The following is an 18,154-nucleotide window of genomic DNA, read 5'->3' on the forward strand; positions in this document are numbered from 1 at the left end:
TATTCTAGAAATGGAATCGTATTATATTTTATTTAATCTTACGTATTTGATGTAGCCTTTGCCATCTGTTTTTGCTGCAAGACCTTCAGTAGTAAGCGGCACTTCAAGATCGCTTACATAATATTTCTGATCTTCTACAGCAGACTCAAAGCGTAATTTGTAGCCTTTATTAATTTTTGAATTATCAATTTCGATAGTAGTTACGCTACGATCACCGCCTGTTATAGAAGCACCAGTTTTAGCGCTAATATCATCAGATTTTTGAGCAGCATGAAATTTATTCCATTCTTTTAAAGATTTGTACCATTTTTTATCATCGCCCATTACGTAAAGTGTTTTTTCGTACTCGCCAGCTGAGTTAACCAGAGAAACTACGATATAAGCGCCTTCTCCCATATAATTGTTCATTTGCAGCATAATCTTGTATTTGCTTGATTGCGCCTGTGATTGGAAAGAAACTAAAAAGATAAAAGCGCTTGTAAGAGCAATTTTTAATATTGATTTCATTTGAAATTATGTATTTGTGTGGATTTGTAACTTAAATTCCAATATTCAAATTTCAAATTCCAAATCCCAAAAATAGAGTTTGGAATTTGGAATTTCAAATATTGATTATTAATTAATTGTTTATTTTAAGAATTCAACAGAAACGTTGTTTTTGGTAAGAAGCTCGTTTTCTTTTGCTAAAGCATAAGCCGTTTCGTCAAACTCTGTACTGATATCTTTTTTAGCTCCGGCAGAAACTAGATATTTTAAAATAGAATCGTCTTTAGAAGTCATTGCCGCTCTGTGTAAAGCGGTTAAACCATCTTTATTTTTTGCATTGATATCTACTTTTAAATCAGTGATTTTTTTAAGAAGAGCGACATCATTTTTAGTAATAGCTAAATGATATAGAGTGTTTCCGTCTTTTTGAGGAGCAGCCAAGTTTAATCCTTTTTCCTGAAGCAATTTGGCTTTAGCATCAAAAGGATCTGTTGTCGCTTTTTCTCTTCCTGCAGGACGATAAGATTGTACAAGATAAACGCCCAAATTATTTCCGTCTTTGTCTTTTACGTTTACATCTGCACCTTTAGTTAAAAGTAAATTTACAGCTTCTGGAGTTCCATTCCTAACGGCAAAAGTCAAGGCAGATTCTCCTTTTAAATTTTGAGCATTTATGTTTTTTACAGAAGGAAGAAACAACTCTAAAGCTATAGTTTCTCTAGCTCCAGCTGCTGCCATAATTGGCGTGTTGCCTTCTTTATCGGCTTTGTTTACATCAACACCTTTCTCTAAGAAATATTTAATGATTTCTGTCTGATTTGGTTTTCCAGCCAAAAAGTGAAACACATTTTGTCCAGCTTTGTTTTGAGATGTTGCTTTAATTTTTATTTCTTCAACCAGATATTTATAAGTTTCTAAAGTGTTGCTTTCTCTACGGCTTCCTTGCGCCGCAAATAAAAGTGCATCGCTAGTTGGTTTAACTCCCTTTTCTAAAAGCTTTTTCAAAAGAGCAATATTTCCAGATCTTGCAGCATAAGTAAAAGCCGTGTTTCCGTCATTATCAACATCTTTTAAAGACATTCCCTTCGTAGAAAAATAGTCAGCAGCTTTTAATTCTTTGTCTGAAGCAATAGCTAAAAGTAAAAGAGTGGCACCGTTGGCATATTTTTTTTTCGGATTAAGTCCAGCTTTAAAAAAAGCATCGTACATCGCTGCATCTGACTGGCCGCTTGAAGCAGCAAAATCAGCAGGAGCAGTTCCGTGGCTGTCTTCATAATTTACATCAGAACCTTTAGCAATTAAATATTGTACCAATTCAGTATTGCCTCTGTAAGCCGCCCAGTGCAAATAGATTCGATTATCGTGAGTTAACTTTGTAACTGAATTTCCAGGCTGTTCTACTAAAAATTTAATTGTAGCAAACGGAGCATCATTGTTAATGGCTAATGTTGTAACGTCAAATGCGTTTGCATTAGCTTCTGCAGGATTGTTTCCTTTAGCAATTTCTGCCTGAACCGTTTCAACAGTTGGAGAAGTTTTCCAGAATGCAGCATCTAACAAAGCGTTTTTTTGCTGAGCACTTACAAATAAAGTAGCAGCAAATGCAAAAGAAACGAAAAGATTCTTTTTCATATTTCGATAATTTATGGTTATTGAATTGTACAAGATTTAATTTGTGTTTTTGGGAATATTTTACTCTATTTAGAATAAATAAAAATAAAAGCAAATGTAAAAATTAATATTCTTAAACCAAGAACAATTTGCTTTAAAAAGACATTTTGATGAAGTTTTTCTGAAAATTAAGACTTGCTTAGGTACTTTTTAATATTGTTTTAATCTGTCATTAAGGTCAATTTTAGATTGGCTTTGTCTTTTCTTTAACTGCTTTAGACGGAAGTCTTGTATTTTGAAACAAACGATGCTTTTTGCGCCAATTTTTCCAGAGTTAGGAGTGTTTTTAAAATCTCATTTTATTTAAATGTCTGTATTTAAGAGTTTTATGTTTTTAAATGACGCGAAATTATTTAGAACAATTATTAATAGCTAGCGTTTTTTCATCCAAAGATTGCTCTTCAAATTTCACTTTTAGCAAATTAGATGTTGATAACTGTTTCTCATTTGTGATCAAAAAGGAGTAGGTTTTCATGTTGATAACTCCATATTAATTTTAAGGAAACAGCTAGTTCCTTGTAAATTACAGATTATTATTTTCATGTTGATAAAATTTGCTCCAACCTGAATTTTTGAAGTTTTAAAACTGTTGATAATTGAGCAGATTTTTAACATCTAAAACTGGACAAAAGAATAACTGTGGGCTAAATTTGTAATTATAGAAATCACGCTATCACTCTCCCCAAAATAAGCGCTCGGATTTTTATTTCAAAATAGTCACTTAAAACTCTCTATATATGTCAATATTCGATAAAAGAATCAATTATAAACCTTTTGAATATCCTGAGGTTCTGCAATTTACCGAAGCAATTAATAAAGCTTATTGGGTACACACTGAAGTAGATTTTACAGCCGATACGCAAGATTTTCATGCGCATTTAAATCTGGCTGAAAAAACCGCCATCAAAAATAGTCTATTGGCAATTGCCCAGATTGAGGTAGCCGTGAAAAGTTTTTGGGGTAATATATATGAGCATTTTCCGAAACCAGAATTCAACGGGTTAGGAACTACTTTTGCTGAATGCGAATTCAGACATTCAGAAGCATATTCTCGTTTGCTGGAAGTTTTAGGCTACAATGACGAATTTGAAAAACTATTGGAAGTTCCTGTAATACGCAGACGCGTAGATTATCTTTCGAATGTATTGAAAGACACAAAATCTCAGGACAACAGAAAATATATGGTTTCGCTGATTCTGTTCAGTATCTTGATTGAAAATGTTTCCTTATTTAGCCAATTTGCCATTTTATTGTCATTCACAAGATTCAAAGGCTATATGAAGAATGTAAGCAATATTATCGCTTGGACTTCTATCGATGAGCAGATTCATGCTAATGGCGGAATTTATATCATTAATAAAATCCGTGAAGAATTTCCTGAGTATTTTGATGCAGAAACTTTAGAATTGGTAAGAGAAACAGTTAAAGAATCAATTGGTGTTGAAGCAGATATTTTGGATTGGATTTTTGAAAATGGTGCGATTGAAACGATTAATAAAGAAGATTTGGTAAACTTCATGAAATTTAGAATTGACGAAAGTTTGAAACAAATCAATATTGAAACGATTTTTAATGTTTCTCCAGAAGAATATTCAAAAATGACTTGGTTTGAAGAAGAAGTTTTTGCAAACAGTTTAGACGATTTCTTTGCTAAACGTCCAGTTGAATATACAAAACACGATAAAAGTATCACTGCAAACGATCTTTTCTAATACGAGCCCATTACAATATGAATACAATAGACACAAACCCAGCAAATAATTTTGAGCCACAAAACGACAGCAAAATGTGGTGGAAAAATTCTGAAAGCGAACAGATTTTAAACCGCGGTTATCTTTTGAAAGGAGAAACTGTAGAAGGAGCAATCGATAGAATTTGTACGGCCGCAGCAAGAAGGCTCTACAAACCAGAATTGAAAGAATCTTTTGTAGAAATGATCGAAAGAGGCTGGATGAGTATTAGTTCGCCTGTTTGGGCCAATATGGGAACAGAAAGAGGACTGCCAATTTCTTGTTTTAACGTACACGTTCCAGATAAGATTGAAGGAATTACGCATAAGCTTGGAGAAGTAATCATGCAAACCAAAATTGGTGGCGGAACGTCTGGTTATTTTGGCGAATTACGCGAACGCGGAAGTGCGGTAACAGACAACGGAAAGAGTAGTGGTGCAGTAAGTTTTATGAAACTTTTTGATACAGCAATGGATACAATTTCGCAAGGCGGAGTTCGTCGCGGTGCTTTTGCTGCTTATTTGGATGTGGATCATGCGGATATCGAAGAATTTTTGAAAATTAAAAGTATCGGAAATCCAATTCAGAATTTGTTTACCGGAATCTGTGTGCCAGATTATTGGATGCAAGAGATGATTGATGGCGATACCGATAAAAGACAAATTTGGGCCAAAGTTTTAGAAAGCCGTCAGCAAAAAGGTTTGCCTTATATTTTCTTTAGCGATAATGTAAATAAAAATAAACCGCAAGTTTATAAAGATCAAAATCTAAGAATCAATGCCAGTAATTTGTGCAGTGAGATTATGCTTCCGTCAACTCATGATGAATCATTTATTTGCTGTCTTTCTTCTATGAACTTAGAGTTATATGAAGAATGGAAAGATACGGAAGCGGTTAAATTGGCAATTTTTTTCTTAGATGCTGTTTTGCAAGAATTCATCGAAAAAACAGAAGGCAACTATTATCTTTCTGCTGCTAATAAATTTGCCAAAAGACATCGCGCATTAGGTTTAGGAGTTTTAGGATGGCATTCTTATCTGCAGAAAAACATGATTCCGTTTGAAGGAATGGAAGCTAAAATGAAAACAACAGAAATTTTTAAACATATTAGTGATAAAGCCGATAAAGCGACGCAGGAATTAGCTAGAATTTATGGCGAGCCAGAATTGCTAAAAGGTTATGGAAGACGTAATACCACTACAATGGCAATTGCGCCAACAACATCTTCTTCTGCAATTTTAGGACAAACTTCTCCAGGAATTGAGCCTTTCAGCAGCAATTATTACAAAGCAGGATTGAGCAAAGGTAATTTTATGCGTAAAAACAAATACCTTAAAAAATTGCTTGAAGAAAAAGGCTTAGACAATGAAGAAATCTGGAGAGGAATTATGCTAAACGGCGGAAGTGTACAGCATATATCGCAGCTTTCTCAAACAGAAAAAGATGTGTTTAAAACCTTTAAAGAAATTAGCCAGCTTGAAATTGTACAACAGGCTGCGATTCGTCAGAAATTTGTAGACCAAGGACAAAGTTTGAATCTTAATATTCCAGCTGAATTGCCAATTAAAGAAGTAAACCGATTAATGATTGAAGCTTGGCAATTAGGAATCAAAAGTTTGTATTACCAAAGAAGCCAAAGTGTTTCTAAAGAATTAGTAACAAGCCTTGTTTCTTGCAGCAGCTGTGAATCATAAAATCTAAAGCCGAATCTAAATTTAAGATTCGGCTTTTTTATTAAAATGGGTTGAAATGTTTCTCGCAGATTTGGCAGATTAAACAGATTTTTTTTAGTAAAGGTATTTTTGTGTAGTTTGTCATTCCGAGGAACGAGGAATCTCACTAGAAATTCCGTAATTTATTTCCATGCAGTTTGTCATGTCGACGAAGGAGACATCTCCGCAAGTAACTCCGCAATCAAAGTAAAAATCAAACCTTCGACTTCAACCTACTCAAAGTTTCTTGAGAAATATTAATATAAGAAGCCACAATTTTATTCGGAAGTCGTTTCACAATCGCAGGATTTATTTTTAAAAGCTGATGGTATCTTTCCAAAGCATCCATAGTAGTAAAAGACATCAAGCGATTAGTATTATTCACATACGCTTTTTCTAGATAATTGCTGTAAAACTCGCGCCATTGCGGAATAATTTTCATTAAATGATTAAAATCTTCGTGAGAAATAGTCAATAATTCCGATTTTTCAACAACCTGGATATTTTCTGCCGCTGGCATTTTAGTAATAAAACTGACCAAAGCTGTAGCAAACTGATTTTCAAAAGCTATATATCTTGTAACATCTTTCCCCTCTTCATTGATAAAAAAGATTCTCAAACAGCCTTTTGCAACAAAAAAAGTCTCGTGGCTAATTTGACCTTGAGCCAGCAAAATCTCATTTTTTCCTTTTTTTACATGTTTAAAATAGGAGAGAATAGTTTCTAAATCTTGATCAGAAACGTCAATGCTTTTTCGAATGGAATTGCCAAGCTGTTCGTATATCATTTAATTATAATCTCTAACGAATTTGCGGTAATAAATAATATCTTCAATTGATAAAACTACCAAATCGTGTTCTTGTGCAAAGCTAATGATTTTGTCTAGTTTCGCCATGCTTCCGTCTTCGTTCATCAATTCGCAAAGAACGGCTTCGGGCTGTAAACCGGCTAATTTCATTAAATCAACGCTTCCTTCTGTGTGGCCATTTCTCTCTAAAACGCCTTTGTCATTCGCTCTAAGCGGAAAAATATGCCCAGGTCTTGCCAAATCTTCTGGTTTTGAATTTGCTGCAATTGCTGTTTTTATTGTGGTAATTCGATCCTTTGCAGAAACGCCAGTTGTTACTCCGTTTTTAGCTTCGATTGTAATGGTAAATGGAGTTTGAAAACTGCTTGTATTTTCTTTTACCATGTATGGAAGTTCCAATTGGTCTGCTTTTTCATTAGTTAAACAAAGACATACAATGCCGCTGCATTCCCGAATCATTAATGCCATATCTTGAACATTCATATGATGAGCAGAAAATATGAGATCGCCTTCGTTTTCGCGATTTTCATCATCGGTTACTAGAACACCTTTTCCGTTTTTAAGTTGCTCTAAAGCATTTTCAACACGTTCTTTACTTGAAATTCCAAATTGCACCAACGGACTTAATTCTGTACTTATCATAAAAGCTTTTTTAGAAATAATAAGCAACAAATCTAAAGTTGTTTATAGCCAAAAAGTTTGACATAAGTCAATAAATTGGCATCTATATTTTTTAAAGGTAATTTAATTTAGTTGTTATAAAATCTTAATTTAGTACCCAAATTTTATAATTCAAAATCTAATAAACACCACCTCAAATGGAGAATATTACCGTTATTATAATGCTGCTTTTTGGCGTTGCTTTTCTTAGCCTTGTTAGTAAAAGATATAATTTCCCAATTCCGATTGTTTTGGTTTTGTGCGGTGTTGTTATTAGTATTGTTCCTGGGCTTCCGGTAATTGCTCTGAGTCCAGAAATTGTGTTTATTATATTTCTGCCGCCTCTGCTGTATCACGCGGCGTGGCATACCAGCTGGTCTGATTTTAAGCAATCTATACGTCCGATCACTTTTGCTGCCGTTGGTCTGGTATTTTTTACCACTGGATTAGTTGCAGTTTTTGCCCATTGGCTTATTGATGATATGTCTTGGCCGTTGGCTTTTTTACTGGGCGCTATTGTTTCGCCTCCCGATGCGGTTTCTGCAACTGCTATTACAAAAGGTTTAGGGCTTAATCCGCGATTAATTGCTATTCTGGAAGGAGAAAGTTTGGTAAATGACGCTAGTGGTCTTGTTGCCTACAAATATGCGCTAACAGCTATTACAGCAGGCAATTTTGTTTTGTGGCAAGCAGGATTAAATTTTGTCTTGATGTCAGCTCTAGGTATAGCAGTAGGTCTTGTGGTTGGTTTAATAATGTATTATATCCATAAAAGATTTGTTTGCGATGATATTATTGAAGTTACGCTCACGCTATTGACTCCATTTGCTTCTTATCTAATTGCAGAGCATTTTGAAGGTTCGGGAGTTTTGGCTGTTGTAACTACGGGGCTTTTTCTTGCGGCGCGATCGGGAACGATTTTTTCTCATGAAAGCCGAATTATGACTAACACAATTTGGGATGTGTTGAATAATATTTTGAATGGATTAATTTTTATTTTAATCGGACTTCAATTGAGACAGATTATTGAAGGGATCAGCAATTACTCTGGAAATTCATTATTTATTTGGGGAGCTGTTATCAGTATTGTGGTGATTTTAGTTCGTTTTTTATGGGTGGTTCCCGCTACAATGCTTCCGAGATTTTTTAGCAAAAGAATTCGAGAAAAAGAAGAATTTGATTATCGCAATATGATCATTTTTGGCTGGTCGGGAATGCGTGGTGTAGTTTCTATGGCTGCGGCTTTGGCGCTTCCGCTAATGTTGAATAAAACAGAAGCATTTCCGCTTCGAAATTTAATTATATACTTAGTTTTCTGCGTTATACTTTCAACTTTGGTGATACAAGGGCTTACGCTTCCCTGGCTTATTAAAAAGCTGAAAATCGAGCGTTATTCTATATTGGCAGAAGAATATAACATCAGAAATGTTATTGTGTCGGAAACTATCGCGCATATAGAAGATAATTTCTCTTTGTTGAATGATGAACTCCTCCATAACATTAAAAGTAAATACGAAGTAAAATTCAATCGCTTGCAAAAAACAGAACTTCCTGCCAATTTCTTCGGAAACGGAAAACTTCTTGGTGGTGAAATTTTTAATGATTTTACTAAAATTCAAATTGATCTGCTTAATGTGGAACGATCAAAACTTGAATCTATGCATAAGTCAGGTTCTGTAAACGAAGAAATCTTCCGTAAAATAGAAAAAGAACTCGATTTGGAAGAGACACGCTTGTGGATGGAAATGTATGAGGAAAATTAATTTTCTGAAATTCCAATTTTTTGAAATTCCAAATTCCAAGGAATAACTATATCAAGCTTTGTCAAAGTTTAGAACTTTGACAAAGCTTTTTCTTTTTTAGTTTGGAATCTTTACGTCACTGATAGCCAGATTAGCACTAGCTTGTGCCATTATTTTAGAAGAATTTTTATTGATCACTTCTGCTTTAATGTTTATAATCGTTTTTCCTAGTTTTTCTAGTTTCGTTCTAACGATTACCGTTTGGTTTTCGAAAGCAGGATTAAAATAATCGATATATAGATTGATTGTCGGATAAAATTTTTCGAGCCCTAAAACCATAAAATTTACACCAATGCAATCGTCTATCATTCCCGCTGTAACGCCTCCATGAAGCATCCCGACAGGATTCGTCATTTCTTTTCTAACTTCAAACTCAAATTCTACTGCTTTTTCTTCAACAGAAATTACTTTTCCGTTTAACCAATGTGCGAAAGGAGAAGGGCTTCCTGTAAAATGTTTCCCAATATAACTTTGAAGAAATTGTAATCTTTTATTTTCCATTAATTATGCTTTTTACTGATTTTATAATATGCAATTTGTTTTGTTTTAGAATATTAAATAAATTTGCTTGCATTTTGCAAGTGCAAATATATTAATCGCTTGCAAAACGCAAGTTAATTTTTAATTTATTTTTATGGCTTCTTCAAAAAAAAGATCAGATTGTCCAATAAATACTTCTTTAGAAATATGGGGAGATAAATGGTCATTGCTGATTATTAGAGATTTGATGTTTAAGAAACAATGCACGTATGGCGATTTTTTAAAATCGAAAGAAAAGATTGCGACTAATATTTTAGCAAGCAGACTTCTGGTTTTAGAAGAAAATGATCTTATAATTAAATTAGACCACCCAGAAAGTAAAGCCAAAGTTTTGTATCAATTGACAGAAAAAGGAATTGAACTTTTCCCTGTTTTAGTTGAAATAAGTTTATGGGCCGAGAAATACTATGAAATTCCGGAAGAAAGAAAAAGTTTGCTCGAAAAAGCAAAACAAGACAAAGTAGCCTTTATAGAAAAAGGAATTAGAAAGCTGAAAGAGCTATAATTATTAATTTTCTTCTTCAGCTAAAAATCATAGACCACTAAGAATTCACTATTAAATCACGTTCATTTTCTGCATTAAAAATGTAGCACTTTTGTTTTTACAGATTCCGTTTCGAAGTTTATAATCAAAGTGTAAATCGTTGTTTTTAATTTCTACTTCGAAACATTGATTGGTTAAAATTTCAGGATATTCATTAGTAGTTAGGCAAACTTCAATGTCGTGAGTAGCAATTGCTCCGATGGCTTTTTTAGAAATAATTTTCTTTACCACTTCGATTGTCCCGTTTCGTTTGTCATCAGAATTTGTGCCTCTTAAAATCTCATCTAGTAAAACAAAAGCAGGCTGATTGTCAAGTGCATCCATAATTTGTTTTAAACGTTTAATTTCGGCAAAAAAATACGATTCAGAATCCGATAAAGAATCCGATAATCGCATTGAGACCAATACCGGAAGCGGGTGTATTTTAGCTTGAGAAGCACAAACAACCGAACCAATGCCGCCAAGTACCATATTGATTCCTAAACTCCTTAAAAATGTACTTTTTCCAGACATGTTTGATCCTGTCAAAATCACGAAAGATTGTGGATGAAATTGAGTATCGTTTCCAATTCTTGTTGTTGGATTAAGTAAAGGATGGCTTAAGTCCTTAAATTCAATTTTATAATCAGAATTGATTTCAGGGAAAGTAAAATCATCATTATTATAAGCTAAATTCGCTAGACTGTTTAAAGCTTCGATTTCGCCAATAATCGAAATCCAATGATTCATTTCAGAAGCATAATCTTCTTTCCATTTTAAAAGCGCTCTTAAAACATGCAAGTTGAATAAAAATGTTCCGTTGAATAAAATCGCTGTTACAAAATTGCTTATCGTATCCATTCTAGAAAATAACTCAGAAAGCTGTTTTAAATGCTGGCTTGCTTTGGCATTTTTAAAATTAAGCTGTTCCTGCAAATGAATAAGTTTTTTAGATTGGAACGATTCATTTTCAATTTTTTCAATCAATAAACTGTATTGTTTTATGATTTTATCGACGTTGTCCGCTTTGGCTATTTCCGATTGAATTCTCTTTGTTGATCTTCCTAAAACAATCAAATTGGCAATAAAAATATAAGTCAGATAAGATAGCAAAATGGTTTTTGACGTAATAAAATAGGCTGCCAAAACCCCGAAAAATGTTACGGGAAGAATGATTGAAAGTGCAACTAAAATTTTAGGTAATGAATTGTTTTTGAAGGAAGTCCAATGTTTAATTGCTTCGTAAGATGCTTTCGAATCTTGACTAATAATAGCAAGCGCCTGAAATTCCTGTCTCCAGTGTATTTTACTTTTTAATTCGTTTACAGCTTCTTGATTTTCTAAAATTTCAGTCTCAGGAAGCGTATGAAGCAATAGTTCGGCAAGTGTTTTTTTTCCGATATAAGAAGCCGTTCTATTGAGATTTTGAAATAGAGAATGTTCTCCAAAAATATCCAAATCGTAAGCATACGGATGATGGAAATCGATAAACTCGGCACCATTTTCAAAATGTATTTTTTCTCTATTTAGGAAAGCAATTTCTCTTTGATTGATTTTTAATAGCGTTTCTGCAAGCAATCTTTGAAACGATACGCGCGAATGTATTTTCATTAAAAAAATAAAACCAGCAAAAGACAAAACAGCTAAGGTGACATAAAGCATTTGATCTGTTTTGATGTAATAAAACATAAAAAACAAGAAAAAGAAAATACTTACTAACCTCAAAAGGCTTATGCTGTTGTATTTTTTGTTGGTTTTATTATAGAGTTCTGAGTATTTTGTAACGTTTTCTGGATATGCTTTCATTCTATTATTTTGCTTGAAATACAAATATAGTTTTTAAGTTACAAAATCATCATGTATTAGAACTAATCTTCATGCATTACCAAAATTGGAATAGGAACATCTTTTGATATTTTTTTAGTAAAACTCGAATCAAAAAGACTCTCAAAGAAAGAACGTTTGTGTGTAATCGTTGTGAGAATGTCAATGTCTTTGTATAGCACAAAATCTAGGATGGTTTCTTTTACATCATCGCTTGGTAAAACTAAAAATTCGACATTTTCTCCAGCAAATTCTCTTTCAAACTCTTTTCTCATTTCATCGGTAACATCAGAATTAGATGTTTTTACATATAGGCTTTTCACCTTAGCGTCTGTTTTTTTAGCTATTTTCAGAATTTTTTTCAATTCTTTTTTGTCTTTTTCGCGGTAGCATGTCGTAAAACCAATTGTTTTGACTTTTTTGTATTTGGCGTCAATCGGAACGCATAAAACAGGCACTTCAACACCAGATATGACAGATTCGGTGTTAGAACCAGTAAAAAATTTGGTCCAGTCAGAAACGCTGTTGGTTCCCATAATTACAAAATCGACTTTGTCTTCTTCGACTGCGTTTTTAAGATTATAAATAAGGTCACCATCCATTAAACGGTGTTTGATTACAATATCTTCTAAATTACGTTTGGCAGCAATTTCTCGAAGTTTTGGAATTTCGTCTTTAAACATTTCAAATTTTGCTAACTCGATTGAACTATATATAGAAGCATAATTCTCTGGAAAAAATTGGCTGTCGTAAACAGGAATCTCGAACGTATGAAGTAAGATTAATTCAGCGTTTACAACTTTAGCAAATTCTAAAGCATGAACAAACGCATTGGTTGCAGCATCAGAGAAATCGGTTGGAAATAATATCTTTTTCATCGTATTTAAGATTAAGATTTGTCTCTCAAATTTACTCATTCTGCAAAGAATACAACCTGATATTTATCAGTAATTTAACAATTAATGATTTATTAATCTTAATAATTTTAAAGATTTGTCATATAAATGAAGCATACGTTCATGCAGAAAAGAAATTGAGCCTTTTTTTATACCTTTGCAGCATGATAAATCAAGATTCTATAGTTGCTTTGGCTACGCCTTCGGGAGCTGGAGCTATCGCCATAATTCGTATTTCTGGAGCTGAGGCTATTACAATTGGGAATTCGGTTTTTAAGTCTATTAAAAACAAAGATTTAACCAAACAGAAAACGCATACACTGCATTTAGGACATATTGTTGACGGGAGTAAAACGCTTGACGAGGTATTGGTTTCGGTATTTAAAGGCCCGAACTCATACACAGGTGAAGATACTATCGAAATTTCGTGTCATGGATCTACTTATATTCAGCAGCAGATTATTCAATTATTGCTTCGAAATGGCTGTAGAATGGCAGATGCAGGTGAGTTTACATTGAGGGCTTTTCTTAACGGAAAATTAGATTTGTCGCAAGCAGAAGCCGTTGCCGATTTGATTTCGTCAGATAATGAAGCTTCTCATCAAATTGCAATGCAGCAAATGCGCGGCGGATTTAGTAATGAAATTGCCAAACTTCGTGAAGAACTTTTAAATTTTGCTTCTTTGATTGAATTGGAATTGGATTTTGCTGAAGAAGATGTGGAGTTTGCTGATAGAACACAATTTCATGAGTTGTTAAACCGAATTGAGTTTGTGTTAAAACGTTTAATCGATTCGTTTGCGGTTGGAAATGTAATCAAAAACGGAATTCCAGTTGCTATTGTGGGCGAACCCAATGTTGGAAAATCAACTTTGCTAAATGCTTTATTAAACGAAGAACGTGCAATTGTGTCTGATATTGCAGGAACAACTCGTGATACAATTGAAGATGAATTGGTGATTGGCGGTATCGGATTTAGGTTCATTGATACGGCTGGAATTCGTGATACCAAAGATGTTGTAGAAAGCATCGGGATCAAGAAGACTTTCGAAAAAATAGATCAGGCACAAGTGGTAATTTACTTATTTGACGGATTGAAATTTCAAACATCAAGCGCTGAATTTGTAAATGAAATCGAGCAGATTAAGAATAAATATCCGCTAAAACCACTGCTTATTGTGGTCAACAAAAAAGATATTTTATCTGCTCAAGAAGTGGCCAATATTACCAATCAGTTAGAAAATCTAAATGCGAAACTCTTATTGATTTCTGCGAAAGAAAAAATAGGAGTAGAAGATCTAAAAAATGAATTATTGTCTTTTGTAAATACAGGAGCACTTCGTAATAACGAAACTATCGTAACCAATACAAGACATTATGATTCGCTACTAAAAGCACTTGACGAAATCCAAAAAGTAAAATTTGGTCTAGAATCTGGTCTTTCAAGCGATTTAATGGCGCTTGATATTCGCGAAGCTTTATATCAATTCGGACTTATTACTGGACAGGTGTCAAATGATGAATTGTTAGGAAACATCTTTGCTAACTTTTGCATCGGCAAATAAAAGGCGCAAAGAAACGCAAAGAAACGCAAATCAAAAATAACAAAAAGAGTTAAGATGTTGGTAATTAACATTTTAGCTCTTTTTTTATTGTGCTGTTTTTTGCAATATTTGAGTATTGTTTTGCTAAAACTTGTACCTTATTTGTATCTCGAATTTCGAGGTACAAATCCTATGACAAAAAAGGATGAATTATGGCAAAATACCCATTTTGATGGGGTGTATTCGAATCGGAACTTCTGGAGGAGAAGTTAGCAAACATATCATTTGTACGGACATCGCTTGTGTTGTGTCCAATATTTTGGCAAGAGGAATTCCAGAATTAGAAATAATGATTATGGGAGTTTGAAAGGCATTTTAAGTGCAGTAGGTAACTTAAATATAAAAGATTATGAGTTCAAACATTAGGATTGCCAAAATCTGCCAGTTCTGTAATAGCGAATTTACAGCAAAGACAATTAAAACGAAATTTTGCTCGCTGGCCTGCGGCAGCAAAAATTACAAGAAAAGATGCAGCGAAAAGAAAAGAGAGGTAAGAAGAGAAGAAATGATATCCACGCATGCTGCCGACGTGGAAAAGCTGGAAAAACTTGAGTTTTTCACTATTGATCAAGCAAGCCTGTTTATGGGAATAAGCAGAAGAACGCTTTACAGAGTGATTTCAAGAAGTGAAATTGCCATTAGTAAAATTGGATCAAGGACTTTTATAAAACGTTCAGCCATTGATAAGTTTTCTGAAGGCATTTACAAAAATGGAAGAAACGAAGAAGCTGTTCAGAAGTTTCCGGGAATTGAAAACTGCTATACAATCGCTGAGCTGCAAAAGAAGCTGGGCATTTCTCCTGCTGCTTTGTACAATATACTTTTAAAAGCAGGAATCTTAAAATTTAATGTCGGCAGGTTTGCATATGTTTCCAAGAGAGATATCAATTTATTATTTAACCTTCAGAGCAATGAGTAAAACGATCGTAACCCTTAGAAAGAAAGCTATTTCTCAAGGCAGAATGTCTCTGTACTTGGATTTTTACCCTGCTGTCTGGAATGCAAATAGCAATGATTTTACCAGACGCGAGTTCTTAAAGCTATACATTTATCAGAAGCCGGCTGACCAGTACCAGAAAATGGCAAATAGTGAAAACCTGCATACGGCGGAACTGATCCGAGCCAGAAGGCAGAATGAGATCAATAAATCGGAAATCTATTCTCCATTTGAAAAAGAGCAGCTGCAGATTCAAGCGCGAGGAAATGAATCATTCCTAATGTATTATAAGAAGCTTGGACAGAAAAAATCAGGAAAAAATCTATCGATCTGGAATTGTGCGATAGGGCATTTTGAAGCCTTTTTAAATGGAAATGATCTGCTGTTTAAGGATGTTACAGTTGCACTGATTGAAGACTTCAGAGATTATCTTCTTAAAGCCAGAAGCATGAGAAAGAATAAGAAGCAGCTTTCGCGCAATACAGCGCTTTCCTATTACAATAAGATAAAAACTGCTTTAAAAGCTGCATACAAAGAGGACAAGCTGAGAACCGATATAAATGCGAAAATCGGAACCATTAAAGAAATGGAATCGCAGCGCAGCTTTATGACCCTTGAAGAGACGCGAAGACTCTTTGCAACACCTTGTTCAAATATTTTAGTGCGCAGAATTTCTATGTTTTCCGTATTGACAGGATTGCGTTATGTGGATATAGCCAAGCTGGTCTGGTCCGAAATCCATCGCATTGAAAATGATGGCTATTATATCATATTTAGACAGAAGAAAACAGAAGGAGCAGAGTCGCTGCCTATTTCGGAAGAAGCTTATGAGCTTTTAGGAAAGAGAAAAGGGGAGAAAGAACTGGTTTTTAAAGGGTTAAATAAATGGGATGTAGACCGCACTCTTCCTGTTTGGGTAGCATTGTCCGGAATTAGGAAACATATTACTTTCCATTGTTTTAGGCATACATTCGCAACGCTGCAAATTACTGCTGGAACTGATATTTTTACTGTTTCAAAGATGCTGGGCCATAGAAGCGTTAAGACTACTCAAGTTTACGCGAAAGTAATTGATCAGAAGAAAAGGGATGCGGCAAACAGAATTTCTTTAGGAGTGCCTAAGGCTTAAAATTTTATGATAGGATATGGAGCTTTCGCTCCATATCCTGCATGTTTTTACTTAAGAAAGCGATAAGCAGGCAAACCTTTTCACGCCTTTTTTATCCATGTTCTGCAGCTTTATGCACTGAGGGCTTTTGGCTATGGAAATCACTCTATGAAATGGTTTGCTTTCGACATCATTCCCCTTCCCAATCATTTTTCATCCTGCTTTTAGATGATTATGTCGAAATTATTCTATTTCATATAAATTTTTAACAATTCCACAGAGAGGTGCATAGGATTAAATTTTTAATTTTGGATGGACTACAATGGATGTTAAACAAACAGATCTTTTGAAATGGAAAAATCTATACGGTTAAAGGTGAGAAAAGATTTGGACCCGCGCCAGCAGCTCACAGTCATTAAACTCAAGGGCAGCCTTATCTCACGAGGCTATACGGAAATCATCCACATTCAGGATCAGGATGAGGAGTTCCACATCAACACTTTTGAAACTGAGCCTGAACGGCGAAATGAAGTCCAGAAGTATATTGCCGCATTTCTTGCTTTGGAGGACCTGTCGGAGGCCGTTAGGCCGTTACTATGAAATAATCTACGCCGCTGCAGGCCAATCCCCAAAAAAAAGCAATACTGTTAATAGCACTGGACTGGCAGGCAGAGAAACATAGTAGGGAAGGATTGCCTGCAAAGAAAAATGATTACATAAAATCAGATGCCCGCTTGCAAAAATACTTCTGCTGACGAGGCTTATTTGAGTTTAATCCCATCACAAAGTTAGGGAAGAGCACTGCAGTTCGCTACAAAAAATTCCCCCATAAATGCGGGACGCACGTCCCGCTTTATTGCGTTGCTTTTTGCGCTCGCTTGCCTCTTCCCTGGGCAGGTGCTGTTATTAATCTTAAATATACAGCACCATGAAGACAGAACAGCAAAGCAGTTGGAAAACCGTATCGGAAATAGATCTGGTCTACAAAACAAAAGTGAAGAGCTCTGAAAGGCCGCACATCGCTTCTTCGAAATGCGCCTACGGGATCCTTATCGGCTGCTGGAATCCCGATAAGATAGAATTCATCGAGCAGTTCAAAGTGCTGCTTCTGAGCCAGAGCAATAGAGTTCTTGGCATTTATGAGGCTTCTTCAGGAGGCATCACGGGCACTGTCGTAGACATCAGGCTGCTGTTTGCCTCAGCGCTGAAAGCCAACGCTGTGGGGATCATCATAGCCCACAACCATCCTTCAGGAAATACAGCCCCATCGGAGGCCGACCGTGCCATTACCAGAAAGGTTAGGATGGCCGGAGAACTGCTGGACATCAGGCTGCTGGACCATCTGATCGTGACATCGGAGAAGTATTATTCATTTGGAGATGAAGGCGTCCTGTAGGCGCCTTTTTTTTTCTTTTAGAGAAAGGTCGGGATCCACGACGGCGAGAGCTTGGAATCCTGTAATCTTATCGGGATATGCTGTAATATTTTTGGGTTTTATAGTCGTAATTTTATAATAATATGAAAGGCTTTTGGACTGCATAATCTGTCAGAAAGATAACAGGGAACCGGCGGGGTTCGTCTGGAGGTTCTGCACAAAGATTTAGTTAATTGCCCCATACCGTTTCAGGCACCCGCCGGCTGCCGAATGACTCCCTAATTTTAGGGAGTTTTTTATGCAGGCAACTGTTTTTTTTGGGGTTTTGCCGCGGTTTTTAAAAGCGTATCGTGAGGGCTCCCCAAATGTCAAGAATTTCAGAATCGGCATTCTGCCTGCTGCAGAATATGATCTTATTTCCCTGTTCAAAATAGCATACAAATCATAATGTTTTAAAGCTGCGCGCGGACAAAAATAG

At 35.1% G+C, this 18,154-nt stretch carries 17 protein-coding genes; 10 read left to right on the forward strand and 7 right to left on the reverse strand.

Annotated elements, in window-relative coordinates; translation table 11 throughout:
• Positions 1 to 21: 21 nt before the first annotated feature.
• Both J7574_RS20340 and J7574_RS20345 read right to left on the reverse strand, forming a co-directional pair.
• The gene (locus J7574_RS20340) at positions 22 to 507 is read right to left on the reverse strand and encodes a DUF2271 domain-containing protein (protein ID WP_290973056.1); all 486 of its coding nucleotides are present in this window, start codon (positions 505 to 507) and stop codon (positions 22 to 24) included.
• A 120-nt stretch (positions 508 to 627) separates the two neighbouring features.
• Positions 628 to 2,118 (reverse strand): ankyrin repeat domain-containing protein, encoded by a 1,491-nt coding sequence (locus tag J7574_RS20345; RefSeq protein WP_290973058.1) that lies wholly within the window; start codon positions 2,116 to 2,118, stop codon positions 628 to 630.
• A gap of 776 nt (positions 2,119 to 2,894) precedes the next feature.
• Here J7574_RS20345 and J7574_RS20350 point away from each other — a divergent pair.
• Positions 2,895 to 3,869 carry a ribonucleotide-diphosphate reductase subunit beta gene (locus J7574_RS20350; protein WP_290973060.1) on the forward strand — a complete coding sequence of 325 codons (975 nt, stop codon included), beginning with the start codon at positions 2,895 to 2,897 and terminating at the stop codon, positions 3,867 to 3,869.
• A gap of 17 nt (positions 3,870 to 3,886) precedes the next feature.
• Positions 3,887 to 5,581, forward strand: a complete 1,695-nt coding sequence (locus tag J7574_RS20355) for a ribonucleoside-diphosphate reductase subunit alpha (protein ID WP_290973063.1) — start codon at positions 3,887 to 3,889, stop codon at positions 5,579 to 5,581.
• 232 nt (positions 5,582 to 5,813) lie between these two features.
• Here J7574_RS20355 and J7574_RS20360 read toward each other — a convergent pair whose 3' ends face one another.
• Both J7574_RS20360 and ribB read right to left on the reverse strand, forming a co-directional pair.
• Positions 5,814 to 6,386: a Crp/Fnr family transcriptional regulator gene (locus J7574_RS20360; RefSeq protein WP_290973066.1), complete on the reverse strand. Its 573-nt coding sequence runs from the start codon at positions 6,384 to 6,386 to the stop codon at positions 5,814 to 5,816.
• Entirely contained in the window at positions 6,387 to 7,049 is a 663-nt protein-coding gene (gene ribB, locus J7574_RS20365; protein ID WP_290973069.1) for a 3,4-dihydroxy-2-butanone-4-phosphate synthase, read from the reverse strand.
• A gap of 176 nt (positions 7,050 to 7,225) precedes the next feature.
• Between ribB and J7574_RS20370 the strand changes: the two genes are divergently transcribed.
• On the forward strand, positions 7,226 to 8,830 hold the full coding sequence (locus J7574_RS20370; protein ID WP_290973072.1) for a Na+/H+ antiporter: 1,605 nt from the start codon (positions 7,226 to 7,228) through the stop codon (positions 8,828 to 8,830).
• Between the two features lie 96 nt (positions 8,831 to 8,926).
• On the opposite strand, the gene J7574_RS20375 is transcribed toward J7574_RS20370, so the two are convergent.
• Positions 8,927 to 9,370 (reverse strand): PaaI family thioesterase, encoded by a 444-nt coding sequence (locus tag J7574_RS20375; RefSeq protein WP_290973074.1) that lies wholly within the window; start codon positions 9,368 to 9,370, stop codon positions 8,927 to 8,929.
• A gap of 133 nt (positions 9,371 to 9,503) precedes the next feature.
• Here J7574_RS20375 and J7574_RS20380 point away from each other — a divergent pair, with 133 nt between their 5' ends.
• The gene (locus J7574_RS20380; RefSeq protein ID WP_290973077.1) at positions 9,504 to 9,914 is read left to right on the forward strand and encodes a helix-turn-helix domain-containing protein; all 411 of its coding nucleotides are present in this window, start codon (positions 9,504 to 9,506) and stop codon (positions 9,912 to 9,914) included.
• 51 nt (positions 9,915 to 9,965) lie between these two features.
• Here J7574_RS20380 and J7574_RS20385 read toward each other — a convergent pair whose 3' ends face one another.
• Both J7574_RS20385 and J7574_RS20390 read right to left on the reverse strand, forming a co-directional pair.
• The gene (locus tag J7574_RS20385; RefSeq protein WP_290973079.1) at positions 9,966 to 11,738 is read right to left on the reverse strand and encodes a DNA mismatch repair protein; all 1,773 of its coding nucleotides are present in this window, start codon (positions 11,736 to 11,738) and stop codon (positions 9,966 to 9,968) included.
• A gap of 62 nt (positions 11,739 to 11,800) precedes the next feature.
• Positions 11,801 to 12,634, reverse strand: a complete 834-nt coding sequence (locus J7574_RS20390; protein ID WP_290973081.1) for a universal stress protein — start codon at positions 12,632 to 12,634, stop codon at positions 11,801 to 11,803.
• 182 nt (positions 12,635 to 12,816) lie between these two features.
• On the opposite strand from J7574_RS20390, the gene mnmE reads away from it, so the two are divergent.
• From mnmE to J7574_RS20420, 6 genes are all read left to right on the forward strand, one after another.
• Entirely contained in the window at positions 12,817 to 14,217 is a 1,401-nt protein-coding gene (gene mnmE / locus J7574_RS20395) for a tRNA uridine-5-carboxymethylaminomethyl(34) synthesis GTPase MnmE (RefSeq protein ID WP_290973084.1), read from the forward strand.
• 184 nt (positions 14,218 to 14,401) lie between these two features.
• Positions 14,402 to 14,563: a hypothetical protein gene (locus tag J7574_RS20400; protein WP_290973087.1), complete on the forward strand. Its 162-nt coding sequence runs from the start codon at positions 14,402 to 14,404 to the stop codon at positions 14,561 to 14,563.
• Between the two features lie 42 nt (positions 14,564 to 14,605).
• On the forward strand, positions 14,606 to 15,175 hold the full coding sequence (locus J7574_RS20405; RefSeq protein WP_290973089.1) for a helix-turn-helix domain-containing protein: 570 nt from the start codon (positions 14,606 to 14,608) through the stop codon (positions 15,173 to 15,175).
• Positions 15,168 to 16,322 carry a site-specific integrase gene (locus tag J7574_RS20410; protein ID WP_290973092.1) on the forward strand — a complete coding sequence of 385 codons (1,155 nt, stop codon included), beginning with the start codon at positions 15,168 to 15,170 and terminating at the stop codon, positions 16,320 to 16,322. The genes J7574_RS20405 and J7574_RS20410 overlap by 8 nt, the downstream gene beginning before the upstream one ends.
• A gap of 330 nt (positions 16,323 to 16,652) precedes the next feature.
• Positions 16,653 to 16,901 (forward strand): hypothetical protein, encoded by a 249-nt coding sequence (locus tag J7574_RS20415; RefSeq protein WP_290973094.1) that lies wholly within the window; start codon positions 16,653 to 16,655, stop codon positions 16,899 to 16,901.
• A 328-nt stretch (positions 16,902 to 17,229) separates the two neighbouring features.
• Positions 17,230 to 17,697 (forward strand): JAB domain-containing protein, encoded by a 468-nt coding sequence (locus J7574_RS20420; protein ID WP_290973097.1) that lies wholly within the window; start codon positions 17,230 to 17,232, stop codon positions 17,695 to 17,697.
• The last annotated feature ends 457 nt before the right edge of the window (positions 17,698 to 18,154 follow it).

This window comes from Flavobacterium sp. (assembly GCF_017744675.1).
Classification (GTDB): domain Bacteria; phylum Bacteroidota; class Bacteroidia; order Flavobacteriales; family Flavobacteriaceae; genus Flavobacterium.

Bases quoted from the DNA above. Each gene is read 5' to 3' on its own strand.
- J7574_RS20340 (WP_290973056.1), bottom strand. From the start codon at position 507: ATGAAATCAATATTAAAAATTGCTCTTACAAGCGCTTTTATCTTTTTA.
- J7574_RS20345 (WP_290973058.1), bottom strand. From the start codon at position 2,118: ATGAAAAAGAATCTTTTCGTTTCTTTTGCATTTGCTGCTACTTTATTT.
- J7574_RS20350 (WP_290973060.1), top strand. From the start codon at position 2,895: ATGTCAATATTCGATAAAAGAATCAATTATAAACCTTTTGAATATCCT.
- J7574_RS20355 (WP_290973063.1), top strand. From the start codon at position 3,887: ATGAATACAATAGACACAAACCCAGCAAATAATTTTGAGCCACAAAAC.
- J7574_RS20360 (WP_290973066.1), bottom strand. From the start codon at position 6,386: ATGATATACGAACAGCTTGGCAATTCCATTCGAAAAAGCATTGACGTT.
- ribB (WP_290973069.1), bottom strand. From the start codon at position 7,049: ATGATAAGTACAGAATTAAGTCCGTTGGTGCAATTTGGAATTTCAAGT.
- J7574_RS20370 (WP_290973072.1), top strand. From the start codon at position 7,226: ATGGAGAATATTACCGTTATTATAATGCTGCTTTTTGGCGTTGCTTTT.
- J7574_RS20375 (WP_290973074.1), bottom strand. From the start codon at position 9,370: ATGGAAAATAAAAGATTACAATTTCTTCAAAGTTATATTGGGAAACAT.
- J7574_RS20380 (WP_290973077.1), top strand. From the start codon at position 9,504: ATGGCTTCTTCAAAAAAAAGATCAGATTGTCCAATAAATACTTCTTTA.
- J7574_RS20385 (WP_290973079.1), bottom strand. From the start codon at position 11,738: ATGAAAGCATATCCAGAAAACGTTACAAAATACTCAGAACTCTATAAT.
- J7574_RS20390 (WP_290973081.1), bottom strand. From the start codon at position 12,634: ATGAAAAAGATATTATTTCCAACCGATTTCTCTGATGCTGCAACCAAT.
- mnmE (WP_290973084.1), top strand. From the start codon at position 12,817: ATGATAAATCAAGATTCTATAGTTGCTTTGGCTACGCCTTCGGGAGCT.
- J7574_RS20400 (WP_290973087.1), top strand. From the start codon at position 14,402: ATGAATTATGGCAAAATACCCATTTTGATGGGGTGTATTCGAATCGGA.
- J7574_RS20405 (WP_290973089.1), top strand. From the start codon at position 14,606: ATGAGTTCAAACATTAGGATTGCCAAAATCTGCCAGTTCTGTAATAGC.
- J7574_RS20410 (WP_290973092.1), top strand. From the start codon at position 15,168: ATGAGTAAAACGATCGTAACCCTTAGAAAGAAAGCTATTTCTCAAGGC.
- J7574_RS20415 (WP_290973094.1), top strand. From the start codon at position 16,653: ATGGAAAAATCTATACGGTTAAAGGTGAGAAAAGATTTGGACCCGCGC.
- J7574_RS20420 (WP_290973097.1), top strand. From the start codon at position 17,230: ATGAAGACAGAACAGCAAAGCAGTTGGAAAACCGTATCGGAAATAGAT.